Source organism: Chitinophaga sp. 10T418, assembly GCF_056394125.1.
On the sequence record NZ_JBFTHG010000005.1, the window covers coordinates 94,495 to 108,263 of the forward strand.

Genomic DNA, 13,769 nt, shown 5'->3' on the forward strand with positions numbered 1-13,769 from the left:
CATTTAGAATAATGTAACATTTCCCTTAAACGAATAAGGCACTCCGTTCTCACAGATAACGTCCACCGTATAAATGTATACCCCCGTATCTGCCGGCTTTCCATTCACCATACCATCCCAGCCATAATCAGCACTGTTAGGAGGGAAATTATTCCGTTCAAACATGATGCGTCCCCAACGGTTAAATACCCGGAAAGATTTCACGGACGAAATACCAGTTGCCCGCACGATTAACTTTCTATTTTCCGGTACATTACCATTAGGAACGAATGCATTGGGAACAAATACCTGGGAGTTCTGGCAAAATACATTGATGCAGATATCCGCACTTCCTTTACAGCCATATATGTTAGTGACATCTACCTTATAGCAGATGTTATTCTTGATAATGGCAACAGGAGAAGCACAGGTGGCATCATTGCAGGTAAGGTCCTGTGACGGTGTCCAGGTATAACTTTGTATCGGCAAAATACCGGGTGCAACCGCATTAGTGATTACAGGCGCCAGGTTTAAACGATAACCGGTGGGCAATGTCATGGTATCCTTTGCAAATGCTACCGAAGGATATCCGCCAATCTGTATCAGGGTATCTGTAGTCGTGCTGCAACCAGTTTGGGAAGAGGTAACAGTGACAGCATATATTCCCGCATCCTTAATATTTACCTTATTAATTCCGGCATTAGGTCCATTCACGGGAAACCCGGTTCCCGGCCCTTTCCATAAATAATTCAGGGCAGCATTTCCAGGAATGGAACTATATGCCTGCAACACCAGGTCATCACCTACACATAACGGCGTTCTTGCAGAGATCACTGGTTTGGCGGGTGCCTGCTGAATCACCACATCAAAACTGACAGGCGGCGAAATACAATTGTTTTGTGTAGCATACACCACATAGGTGCCTGCATCTTTCATTGCAGCAGATGGAAATGAAACAACTGCATCCCTGATAGTATCTGCTGAAGGGCCAAATGCCGGGCCCGCCCAAACATATTCAATAGTTCCAGGCTGATTATTTCCGGAAGAGAGTGCTGTCAATGTAAGCGGTTGTCCACTACACAACGGAGGATTATATCCTGCCACCGGTTTTAAAGGCGGCGTAGGATCTTTCAGTATAAATACATCCGGTATTTTTTGCGAGAGGCAACCACCTGCTGTTTCTACAAATATGCCGGAATAAGTGCCTGCTGTCAATGGTATCGTAATCCTTCCTGAAGCATCTGTATTGGTAGAAAAAGTAAGGGCAATTTGAAATTTATTGTAATGTACCACCACCGGCACATTAGGCATAGCGGCATTGTTGAGGTCCAACACCTGTAAGGTAATGGCGCCAGATGGAATGCCGCATGCAATAGGATTATTATAAGCCGCACTCACTATTTTAGCGGTAGGATGAACCGTGGCCGTGATGGGGGCTTTGGGACTTTCACATCTGTAAATGTTGGTCTGACTGGCATAGTATACCCACTGACCGGCAACATTCGTGTTAATGACAGGCGCGCGGTTTAACAACACTCCATTGCCATCATACCACTTAATCGTTGTTCCGGGTAAAGGAATTACACTTAAGACTGTTGCAGGCGTACCCATACACAGATCAGTATTGGTGGTTACCGGCGCCGGTGTGGCGGGATAGACGGTCAACGCGATATCAGCTGATGCACCGGGACAGGGCTGCAATCCAGGATTGACAGGCGTTACCCTTACTGTGAGTGATTGACTGGCGTTGCCCCTGTTTGTAAAAGATAAAGATATTACCGCATTAGGATCTGATGAGGAACCGATGGTTGTACCAGTGACATTTGCAGGTAATGGCCCAACAACGGTCCAGTTATAAGTAGTGTTAGCTACTGTGGAAGAGGGCTTAAACAGGGCTGTTTCACCAGAACAAATAGATTGAGATGTTACAGGGAAAGTCACTACCGGACTCGCTGTGATCATTACACTGGTGGTGGCTACATATCCCGGGCAAGGTGGGGCCGCTGCAATGGTATATGTAACGGTATAAACACCGGGAGTACTGCCCGCCGGATTAATTTCACCGGTTGTTGCATTGATGGATAATCCCGTGCTGCTGGTAAAACGCCCACCTGTTGTACCAGATAGGGATACTGGTTGCGAAACAGCACTACTGCCACAATACGGAGATCCTGCGTAATTAATAGTTGCGGTTGGAATACTGTTTACCATCACAGTGGCAGTGGTACTATAATTTGCGCAGCCACCTGCGCCAGGAACAGTATAGGTAATGGTATACCTACCTGCAGCAGCACCAGAAGGATTAATTTCTCCTGTAGTTATATTGATGGGTAATCCCGTTGCTGGTGTAATGGAATAAACGCCATTCCTTGTGCCGGTAAGCACTACTCCTACAGGCAGATTGGGGGTAGCCGGCGTATTTAATGTATTACATACGTTCGCCACAGGATAATCAATGGTAGCCGATGGCGCGAGTGAAATGGTAACTGAGGTGGTGGTAGTAAAGCCTGGACAAGGAGCAGCAGGTGCAACTACATAGGTCACTTTATAGGTACCTGGTGTACTGGTAGCAGGTGTAATTACGCCTGTTAACTGATMTATTATTAATCCTGTGGTACTGGTAAAAGTTCCACCGGCAGTACCGGTGAGCTGTACCCTCGTAGCAGCATCTGAAGTGCAAATAGCCGGGTAAGCAATCGTAGCTGTTGGCGTACCATTTACTGTAACCGTAGTGGTGGCCTTATAAACCGGACAGGCGCCTGCGCCCTGAATTGTATATGCTATTGTATAGATGCCCGCTACTGCACCGGCAGGATTAATTTCTCCGGTAGTAGCATTGATGGACAACCCTGTTGCCGGAGTGATGGAATAACTACCGCCTGTGGTGCCGGTATGTACAACTGGTACAGGAGGATTCGGTGCATCCGGTGTATTGGCCATATTACACAGGTTGGCAGGCTGATAGGATATAGACGCTGAAGGAGCAAGACTTACGTTTACGGTTATCGCTGCTCTCGGCCCCTCACCACAACCTGTTACTTCACTTACATAGTAGATAGTACTGCCGGCAATGGCCGTTGATGGTGTAGGCGCAGTGGGCGAACCAATACCACCGGAAGCATTGGCGTACCACAATAAATTGTTTCCAACAGCGGTTAATGGAGTTGCGGACTGATACTGGCAATAAGCAACCGGCGTAGTTACCTGCGGTGCCTGTGCTAATGAATTAACGGTTACCAATATAGCAGCTCTTGGACCTTCGCAACCATTAACAGTTTGACTCACGTAATAAGTAGTATTGCCAATGGTAGCCGTAGATGGTGTTGGTGCTGTAGTAATACCTCCGCCACCCGTTTGATTGGTGTACCATAACAAGCCTGTTCCCGTGGCGGTTAACGGTGTAGCCACCTGATTCTGACAGTACTGCACTGGTGTAGCCACAGTGGGTGCCGGCGGACGCTCTTTTACTGTTACTTTCACCGGTATTCTTATGCTTTCACAACTATTGGTAAAGGTTTGACTTACATAATATAAAAAGGTCCCCGGGCTGTTGGTGGAAGGTGTAGGCGCCTGTGGAGATCCGACACCACCTGTTGCCGATGTATACCACAATAACCCCACTCCTGTTGCCACCAGCGGAACAGCGGTTTCTCCCTGGCAATAAAATACAGGAGGACCTGCCACGGGTGGTGGAGACGGTGGACTTACCACTACCTGTTTTGTTTTAACATCACTGCCACAGGTGGCATTAGATGCTGTTAATGTAACGGTATAAGTCCCGGCTGCCGCATACGTATGGCAAGGGGGATTCTCGTTATTGGAAGTAGTGCCATCTCCAAAATTCCATGTAAAATTACTCACGGTGCTACAACTCTTACCACTGGACCCATTCACTGTTTTATTAGTAAAACAAACGGGAAGATTTAAACAGGGTGCGGTAGGATCTGTGTCAAAATCAGCAACAGGCTTCATTCTCACTACAATCTGATTCAGCGTATAGGTAGTAGTATAACATCCATTAATTACTCTCAGTGTGGCTGTGAAGTCAATTTGAGGACAGGATGATTTGGTGTATTGATGGCTTAACAAACGAATACTGTTTGTTGGACTCAGCGGATGTTGCAAAACAACTGGTGGAGTGCCATCGCCAAAGTCAACTTCATAGGTAGTACCGGGAGAATTGCCAAACCAGTTACCAATTTGAAATTCAACCGATACAGGAGCACATAGTCCGGTGGTAGAGGTAGATGTGGTGAAGCTGGCTAATGGATTCTGTCCGTTGTAAAACCGATAGCCTGCACTTCTGCTACAACCATTGGAAGATTTAATCGTCATGGTGATCTGAAAATACCCTTGCGCTGCATAAGTATGCGTCATCTGTCCATTTACCGGCCAGTCTGTTTGCATAAAGACGGGGGTGTTGTCTCCCCAGTCAATAGTATATTGATTACCGTTGCCGGCTACTACAGAGCTATTGATAACATTAAGATTATACGTAGAATTACCATTACAATTGGTAAAAGGATCTGTTGCCTTATCCGTCAATGCGGGTTTAGGCACCGTCAAGATGGTCAAATCTGCGCTGCTAAAGGCCGTCCCATCAGGAGTAGTGATGGCAACCTTTCCAGTCGCGGCCTGGTCAGAAACAATGGCAGTGATAGTGGTAGCACTGTTCACGGTGAAAGAAACAGCATCATCACTTCCCAACTTTACGTTTGTTGCGCCAGTGAAGTTACTTCCCGTAATCGTTACGGGCTGTCCCTGGCATACGGCCGTTGGCGCAAAGCCACTGATAATCGGTGGTGGTGGTGGTGGCGGTGTCTGGGATAAAACGGGATCTCCAGATAGTATGCAATAGAAAATAATTACACAGCGTATAGAGGATTGTAAACGGGATTTGAACATAGAGGTAACTGATTCCTTAAGATACGTAAAATAAGATGAACTCCCTGCTTCCTATATCAGGGAAGCAGGGTATTTCCGCTCTTCTTCGGATACTGCCAGAACGGGCTTATTAAATTGCTCCAGCATGGTCATCGTTTCCCTGTACTCTCTGGCTTCTGCTACCTTTGTAAACTGGATTTCTGCGTTGGTTTGCTGCAGTACAAATTGTTCTATCTCCGTCAATGTTACCCTGAAAAACTCTTTCTTATGATTAATCCGGTTTAATCTCCGTTCATGAAAATATTTATGCAGTGCATTCTCCAGCTGTGGCGCATTTTCAGAGTAGATAATGGCATGTACGTCAAATTGAAAAGGCACGGAAGCATCTCCCAGTTCCTTCACCCTGTCCAATGGATCCAACCTTCTCGTCATCCCGATTTTGTATATATCTTCCCCAAAAGACCCCAGGTTGGATATAATATAAATGTGACCAACTTTGGTAAGTTGTGCCAAAGCAATGGCACGCTCTTTTCTATCATGCGCACTCTGTAGTCTTTCTTCCAGTATTTTTACTTTCTCTGTAAGAATATCAACGTTGGCGGTGGTGCTCCGTGAAAGTTCCTGCCGGGCTTTATCAAGTGCCGACTGATACCTGGATTCTTCTTCAGCAGCATCTTTTTGTGCCTTTTCCAGTTCCTTCTGTACCCGCTCTTCGTCTCTCATTTGTTCTCTGATCCGCCGTTGCTCTTCTTTCTCCTCATACTTCTTTTCTTCGTATTCGTAGGTCAGTGCCAGTTCATCGAGCTTTAAATTCAGGAAATTACTAGCAATGGAAACCTGCTGGGTAACACCCAGCTTATTAATGCTTTCATAAGATTTTAAAATCTTCTCTTTTGTCTTCATCGCATTATTCCACTTCACTTTTGCCATGAGACCATCACATTCACCGTTAAAAGCAAAGAGCATTAGTTTTTTCAACTGATTGGTCATCTTCTTCCCTTCTGCTTTACTTCCGCCTACCGTCCATTCTGTGCTACAAATGGCTGCCTGATCCTTTCTTATAAGATCTTTTTGCCGGGCATAATTATTTTCGAGTTTTACTTTGTATGCTTCTGAAGTTTCCAGGTTAAACTGAGGAATGTAAAGTCCAAACGAGCCTATCTCCAATGTATCCCTGTAAAGATTCACTTCCTGTTCCAATTGGGCATGAATACCCAATGCCTGTTGGAACTTCGCGTTTAATTCATTCAATTTTATATCGTATTGCTGAATTTCGTTCTTTTTAGCCGTAATGGTAGCATCTATATCAATTATACCGGCATATCTTTCTTTCAGTGAATTGATTTCTGATTGTGCAATGGATAACTCCTCTTCTCTTTGCTTGATCAGTTTATTTTTCTTATTAAAAAACATAATATAGGATTGTGGTGAGCGGTAAAATGTTAGTCTATAGTAAGGGTACAATTTGGTGGTTACTGTTGATCAGGGGTATACCTGCTTTATTCCGGTAGCTGTAAACTTAAATATTTTTGCGGATTGATCAAAGTTTTAAGTGACAATAGCATAATTGCCTTAACAAATCGGGGAATAAACTTTTCTTGTATAGGATAGGTATAAGTGCGCGGGCAAAGTACTTCATTTTCCAGGTCTTGTTTTACTGCGTATGAATGGTGTTCAAACTTATTAGTTAGTACGCATTAACTGGGTAATTCATGGTTAAGGAAAACGGATTAACAATTGATTTACATATATTCCCTTATCCTTTCCCTTAACGGATAATTTATAACTCATAAAGTTCATTAAATAAATTCTATGCTTAATAAGACCCGGTAAATCGCTGTGACTATTATTCTATCAACATTTTCAAGGACTAAAATAACTTTTCAAAATTCAGAAAATTATCAGACGCCTTTGAAGAATATAAAAAATCTGATACCCCGGCAGTCCATCAAATAATTATCTTAAAAAACAAACATAAAAAACTCCTATTCCTTCTTCCCTTAGTATGCCTGTCAACTTCCTTTAAAAATGGCAGCAGCGAAAAGAAAAAATTGCACCCGGGCCTAAAGATTGTCAGAGGTATTTGCCACAGTGGAAATGAAATCCGTAAGATGAAATTGTTTATAAAAATGAATGGCGCCGATAGTGTATTTGAGGAGATTTCGATACAACACAGAACCAACAACGCCTATACTTATACTTGTGTGAGAGGCTATTTTGAAAAACCACTTATATCCTGCCAGATAATTGATTGTGATAACGTGACTACTGCCATCGTAAACTATGTGAAGTCAAAAGACAATCCTGAGATCGACTCCGCCAATCACTTAGAGATTATATACCTAAAGCATTAATACAAAAGCGGGTGCCTCATTAATAACGAGGCACCCGCTTTACATATTCATATGATGAGCCCAATGTTATTGCCTCATCCTTAGTCAACCTATCTTACCATCGGCAGGTATTTCTCCCGATTCTCAATAATCACCCAAATGTTAATGGCGAAAAGCGCCAATGCGATGGGTAAACCCGATGGTGCATTGATCAGGTTAGTCAGCAAAACGCCCACCATCACAGGGAGAATAACGATGGCACCCAGCGCCCTGGTTTTCTGCATAATAAAAAGTGCACCACCTACCACTTCAATCGTGCCTACCAGTGGCATCAGCCAGCTGATACTCATAAAAGCGCCCATTAATTTCATCAGGCTTTCCGGCATGTCTTTGGGCATTGGCATGTAATTAAAAAACTTATTGAGCCCGGCATTAATGAACATCAGGCCAAATAGAAGGCACACGACAAATAGAATTTTGTTTTTCATAGTGGTAAAATTTATCGCAAACATACATTATTTTGAAATGCTTAAGTTATCAAGACATCCAACTTTTAAATAATGAGCCTCCCATTTACATGTACACCTTTATGTGGACGGAAAAATGATTGATGCCGGGAAAATGATGACAGTAGAATAGCTTTCTCATAAAATATCTTTCTACATGATGCATCTGCCGACAAAATCGCCCAGCTCCCTTTTTGAAAGCTGCTCACCAAAAGGCACCTGTACTTATCTATTCAATTTTCTTATATTGTGCACTTAATCAATTGCTTACCCCAATGAAACGCAGGTCGGTATCTATCACTTTCAGTATCTTTTTGGCAGTAGGACTACTGCTCCTGGCCATTAGCCTGGTTCTCTGGTATAACACTGCAAAATATAATAACACAGCAGTAAAAACCACCGGAACTGTAGTTGACCTGCTGGCGAAAAGCGACCGTACTTTTTCGCCTGTCGTTACATATGATGACGCTAATGGTGTTAAGCATCGTTACATTTCCTCTTTTTCTTCCAAACCTGCGGGCTACAAAATAGGCGAAACGGTTGCCATCTACTATGACCCCAAAAATCCGGACAACGCAGAAATAGCCGGTTGGCAACAATATTTTGGCAGCCTGATAACAGGTGGCCTGGGATTCATATTTAGTGCGCTTGGCCTGGGTTATTTCGTAGTGAGAAAGATCAGCCACTCCCGCCATGAACAACTAAAACTATCAGGGTTCCTGATGCACGCTGATATTGTTTCAGTGGATATCAACCGATCCGTTTCTGTAAATAACCGCCATCCTTTTTTTATCCGGTGTGAAGGGAAAGATTCACTCACCGGAAATATCAGTAATTTCAAAAGTGGTTTTATCTGGTCTGATCCCACCCCACTAATTGGACAAGATAAAAAAATAGACGTGTATGTAGATCGAAACAATCCGCGTAAATATTATGTAGATATCAGTGCTTTTGAGGAAAAATAAAGCACTTTATAATAGCACATCTATCAACAAAAAAACAATCTTCAGATACTATATTTCATTTAAAACATCATTCGACGCAAAATAGGATTCCTAAGTATAAACCCATATCCCATATTCACAAAAGACGCCTGCTTCCGGTGAACCAATGCCCTTAACGCAAGGGATATCCGGGTATTTCCGGCTCCATTTGTTTCAAGCCCTTACAGCAAATCAGGTATTTCAAAAATCCCCGGAACCAGGTATTTGCAGCTTGTACCGGCATCGCTAACTTCGTGTTATCTGTAATAACCCATTCCTTAACACTCAAAAATTGTAACACATGAAGATTACCATGCTTTCCGGAAAACCGTTGGCACAAAATGTTCTCATGGCTGCCGGCTGTTGTTGCTGTAGCTGCGGTTGCTACTGGCCGCCTTCCAATCCGGAGTAACCCGATTAATTTCCAATTGCGGCAAGAGAGCCTGCAGGGAGGTGTTTAACCTGTTCTTTTTACGGTGCTTCTMTTGCCGTATTTCCGCTGATTTAATTTACCGAAACCATGATCCAAAACCTTGACATCTTTAAGGATGCAGGTAACAACTGTTACCAATTAAGAAGCAAGAGTCTTCTGTATGCCTTGGAGTTTGATACGGAAGAAAAAGAAGATTTATTCCTACGTATTGTTGCAGCGATAAAGGATAACCCCGATAGCTCGCTCAAAGAGCTGAAACAAAAGATCTCCCATCAACATAATGAAGCCGCCGCACTGGATCTGCTGCATTCGCTGCACGAATATAACCTGCTACCAACGGCAATTTCAACGGAACTTAGTAACGCCGCCGGCGCAATAAATAATACCCATTCGAATAAAGGTGTACTGGTCATTGCGGGACAAGGAGCATATGCAGAACAACTACTGCAGGCAGCCCGCAAGCATCCGTTCAAAGAAGTGATCTTTGCTCCTTACGCAACGCTGCAAACAGAAGAAAGCATCAGAGAGCTGGTTGCTGCTGCAGACTTTCTTTTGGTAGATGGCAATGAATGGTCGCCTTATCATAATGAGCTGATCAACAGCTACTGTTTGAAATATAATAAACCCTGGCTTTATACTGCTGGTGTAGAGGGCATGTCCCTGAAAATAGGTCCGCTGTTTTATGGCAGGGAAACCGGTTGCTACCATTGCCTGTCAGGCAGAATCAAGAGCAATCACGAGCTTCCACATTACCTGCAGGGATACGAAACCTATTTGCGCAACAGCAAGATGCCTGCACAACCTGATCATATCCCTTCCAGGGAAATTGTTTATGCGATAGCCGCCAATATGGCTTTGCTGGAGGTGATGAAGTTCCTGGAAGACTGGTCTCTTCCAGCTACCTGGCGGACTATGCTCAGCCTGAACCTCTCCAGTATGCAACTGGTAAAACATCCCCTGCTGAAGCAACCTTTCTGTGAAGTTTGCAAACCGCAACTCGAATACAACGCTGCTCCCTGGCTCGAAGCCATTACGCTAAAATAGTCCGCCCCATGTATCTCACTACCTTGCAGAATACACTCAAAGCCGTTTCCAGCGAAATCGGGTTGCTGCATCATATTGTACGACTTCCCAGGATGAGCGCCGATCCCCATCAGATCAGCTACGGCATATGGCCCGCAGATACCACTTATCTCTCCGCCGAAAAATTTGCCGGCAGGAGCTCCGGTTGTGGCAGCAACTGGCAACAAGCTATCCTGACCACTATCGGCGAAACAGTGGAACGCTATGCCCCGGCTTTTTATAATATGGAAGAGAGTATTTTCGCTTCTTACCGCAACCTAGGCAAACATGCCATTCATCCTGCTGCATTTGCACTTTTTCATGAAGAACAATATAAGCAGCAACAATKCCATATGCAACGGTTTACGGAAGACCTCGAGCTGCACTGGTTCCCGGCGATCGACCTTACCAACGGCCAAACGACCTATGTTCCCGGGCAATTCATCTATATGCCGTTTTCCAAAGATCCCTGTTATGTTTTACCCAATACATCTACGGGATTGGCTGCACATTCCAATTATTATAAAGCCGTCCTTAACGCCCTGTTTGAGGTAATTGAACGGGACAGCTTTACGATCACCTGGATGAATGAAATCGTACCTGCGAAGATCAGGATCACAGCAGAAGTAGAAGCGTATATCCGCGACCGTTTCCCTTCTGAATACGACTGGCATTTTTTCGATATCCGGTACGATATCGATGTTCCGGCCGTTTTCGGTATCTGCTTTGGTGAATCGGAATTCGGGAAATTTGTGGCGGTAGGTGCTTCATGCCGGGCTACATACGGCGAAGCACTGCAGAAAACAATACAGGAAATAGGCCAGGCCATTCCTTATTTCAGATATCTGCTCGCCGAAAAGCGGGATTGGATGCCGCCCGAAGACTTGTCCATCATCCGGGGATTTGAGGAACACTCTATCCTGTATATCAAGCGACCAGACCTTTGCAGCATATTCGAACAATGGACGCAAGCGGAAGAAAGTCTTACCGTGGACCTTAACGAAACCCCTCCGGCAACGGACACAACAACGATCAGAAGGATCCTGCAGGACCTGAAGGACAAAGGATACAACGTGCTGCTCAAAGACATTACTACTCCCGATATCCGGCAACTGGGATACTACAGCATAAAAGTGATTGTTCCGCAGCTGATACAGCTGGGAGGCCTTTATCCCCACTATTTACTGGGCGGGGAAAGATTATACACCGTACCCGCAGCAGCCGGCTATCCCCATAAAGGATATCATGAACTGAACCACACACCACATCCATTTCCATAATCTGCTACAATGAAACTCTCACAGATCAGGGACCAGCTTAATAAGCTCGACAACTCGCTTTACGGTCAGAAGAATATTGAAGATTCCGTAGCCATGTTGTACCACGAGAATTCGAAATTCAATACACATACCCTCCGGCGATTTCGCGAAACGTCAGGTACCTTCAACAATGGCTTTATAACAGAACGATGGTCACAGCCCTATAAATGCTACCCTGACCGAAAGCGTATCGACTTATCTGTTTATACAGAAACAGCTCATTCCGGAGACCTTTTCGGGCTGCTGGCCAACCGCCGGAGTACACGCAACTATGATAAAGATCACTGCATGTCAGTCGGAGACCTGGCAACGATCCTATACAACGCCTATGGCGTTACCCGCAGAGAGAAAATAAACGGACTCCCTTATGAAGCCCATATGGGGTTCCGCAATATCCCCTCGGCAGGCGGCCTCTATCCCCTGGAGCTTTATGTAGTCACCTTTAACGCAGATATTCCACAAGGACTTTATCACTACAGACCGGATCTCAATTGCCTTGAAGAATTAATAAAAGCAGACCACAGACCGGTATTAAAAGATATCATCCTGGCGGCGCCTTATGTGAACCTGAACGCTGCGTCGGCCATGATCATTACAACCGGCCTGATTGAGCGCGTGATCATCAAATACTCCGACCGCGGATACCGGTTCATGATGCAGGAGTCTGGCGCGGTGGGACTGATGGTATCACTCCTGGCTGAATCTGTGAACCTGGGCACCTGTAGCATTGGTGCTTACAACGATGATCTTTTGAATGATTTTCTCAGCATCGATGGTGTTTTTGAATCCGTTAATAATGTCATTATCATTGGTGGGAAAGTGGGGTAAATTTCAGTAGCTCAAGAATACCTTCATTGCGGATGATTATCATCCCTTACCAGTCTTCCGTAAATGTAAGATAATGGTTGGTCCTTCAGGCAGATTTCAAGCACTTCACGGATGCCCGCATTCACTACGCTAATGTTTACAGGAGCTGTTCTATCCGGTATATCTTTTTCATAAAAAAAGATGTATTCGCTTTGCCTTTTGATGAGGTTAAATATTTTTTCAAGGGCGCATTCCTTTCATTCAGCGTAATTTTCTGCGCCGCGGCTGTAGTGCTGGCCAATATCCCCGCAAAAACAATATTGATACTATCATCTCCTTCAACAGAAAAACCTGGCATTGAGTATGGCAAAATATGTTTTATGGAAATCCTACCCATCTGCATCTCCCCATAGATGTATTAAAATATTTAAAGACCAGATAAACCAAAAACGATGTACATAAGAAGAAGTATGACCATTTGCATTCTCCTGCTTGCCAATGTTATAACCGGTTATTCGCAGGATGCAGATACAAAATGGATCAATGAAAATGCATATGTAATAAACACTGATACGGCCGTATCAACCACAGACCTCACCTTTCTCACATCTGAGCTAAAAAATAACATCGTATTTGGATTAGGCGAAGCATCACATGGGACCAAAGAATTTTTCAATCAAAAACGCCGGATAATTGAATACCTGATCGCTCACCTCAATTATAAGCGCTTAGGCTTCGAGTTCAGGGAATCATACATAGGGCCGCTCAATCAATACTTAATCAGTGGAACAGGCGATCTGAAAACCCTGATGAAGGATATGGCACTTTATAACACAGAAGAGATTTACAATCTTTTCCAGTTTATAAAACTATACAATAGTAAACAACCTACATCTGAGAAGGTCAGCGTGTTTGGCTTTGACCGGGAAGAATATGCATCTGATCCGCTGAGCCGGGATAAATTGATGGCTGAAAACATCATTTCTGAACAATCGTCTCACCAGCTCAAGACAATTATATGGGCTCATAATGTGCATATTGCCAAGGATACCACCATGGCTCAATTCAAGGCAATGGGATATTATCTGCAACAAAAGTTCGGTGAAAAATTTTATGTGTTGGGCTTTGATACTTTTAAAGGGTCAGTAACTGTTATAACCGGGGATGGATTTGCTAAAGAGGACTTCCAAACAGAAAAAGGATCGTTTTCAGAAATGTTTGCAAAAGCAGATCATCATACTTTCTTCCTCCCCTTTAATATAAAGCCGAATCCTTTTTCAGGTGTAAAAAACAATATCACCAATATATACTCCAACTGGACAACAAACAGGTCGTTATCCGTGATACCAGGTGTAGACTTCGATGCAATCCTGTTTATAAAAACAACAACTGCATCAAATATATTGGCTGAATAAACAGCTGACACCAGCTGTAAGCACCTTAATAACAACTAATAATCAATA

At 44.0% G+C, this 13,769-nt stretch carries 9 protein-coding genes; 6 read left to right on the forward strand and 3 right to left on the reverse strand.

All coding sequences use genetic code 11. From position 1 onward, the window contains the following. Positions 1–3 precede the first annotated feature (3 nt). The gene (locus AC1DCV_RS15725; protein ID WP_477024024.1) at positions 4–4,884 is read right to left on the reverse strand and encodes an Ig-like domain-containing protein; all 4,881 of its coding nucleotides are present in this window, start codon (positions 4,882–4,884) and stop codon (positions 4–6) included. Between the two features lie 51 nt (positions 4,885–4,935). Beyond that, the gene (locus AC1DCV_RS15730; protein ID WP_477024025.1) at positions 4,936–6,276 is read right to left on the reverse strand and encodes an SNIPE associated domain-containing protein; all 1,341 of its coding nucleotides are present in this window, start codon (positions 6,274–6,276) and stop codon (positions 4,936–4,938) included. Between the two features lie 698 nt (positions 6,277–6,974). Between AC1DCV_RS15730 and AC1DCV_RS15735 the strand changes: the two genes are divergently transcribed. Beyond that, a complete protein-coding gene (locus tag AC1DCV_RS15735; RefSeq protein WP_477024026.1) occupies positions 6,975–7,217 on the forward strand; it encodes a hypothetical protein in 243 nt (80 codons plus the stop codon). 89 nt (positions 7,218–7,306) lie between these two features. Here the strand turns inward: AC1DCV_RS15735 and AC1DCV_RS15740 are convergent, their stop codons facing one another. After that, the gene (locus tag AC1DCV_RS15740; protein ID WP_477024027.1) at positions 7,307–7,684 is read right to left on the reverse strand and encodes a MauE/DoxX family redox-associated membrane protein; all 378 of its coding nucleotides are present in this window, start codon (positions 7,682–7,684) and stop codon (positions 7,307–7,309) included. Between the two features lie 293 nt (positions 7,685–7,977). Here AC1DCV_RS15740 and AC1DCV_RS15745 point away from each other — a divergent pair, with 293 nt between their 5' ends. The 5 genes from AC1DCV_RS15745 to AC1DCV_RS15765 all read left to right on the forward strand — a co-directional run bounded on the left by AC1DCV_RS15745 (position 7,978) and on the right by AC1DCV_RS15765 (position 13,721). Then, the gene (locus tag AC1DCV_RS15745; RefSeq protein ID WP_477024028.1) at positions 7,978–8,667 is read left to right on the forward strand and encodes a DUF3592 domain-containing protein; all 690 of its coding nucleotides are present in this window, start codon (positions 7,978–7,980) and stop codon (positions 8,665–8,667) included. 538 nt (positions 8,668–9,205) lie between these two features. Beyond that, the gene (locus tag AC1DCV_RS15750; RefSeq protein WP_477024029.1) at positions 9,206–10,162 is read left to right on the forward strand and encodes a TOMM precursor leader peptide-binding protein; all 957 of its coding nucleotides are present in this window, start codon (positions 9,206–9,208) and stop codon (positions 10,160–10,162) included. A gap of 8 nt (positions 10,163–10,170) precedes the next feature. Next, positions 10,171–11,460: a YcaO-like family protein gene (locus AC1DCV_RS15755; RefSeq protein WP_477024030.1), complete on the forward strand. Its 1,290-nt coding sequence runs from the start codon at positions 10,171–10,173 to the stop codon at positions 11,458–11,460. 9 nt (positions 11,461–11,469) lie between these two features. After that, complete coding sequence (locus tag AC1DCV_RS15760; protein ID WP_477024031.1) at positions 11,470–12,327, forward strand: SagB family peptide dehydrogenase; 858 nt, start codon at positions 11,470–11,472, stop codon at positions 12,325–12,327. A 431-nt stretch (positions 12,328–12,758) separates the two neighbouring features. After that, a complete protein-coding gene (locus AC1DCV_RS15765; protein WP_477024032.1) occupies positions 12,759–13,721 on the forward strand; it encodes an erythromycin esterase family protein in 963 nt (320 codons plus the stop codon). The last annotated feature ends 48 nt before the right edge of the window (positions 13,722–13,769 follow it).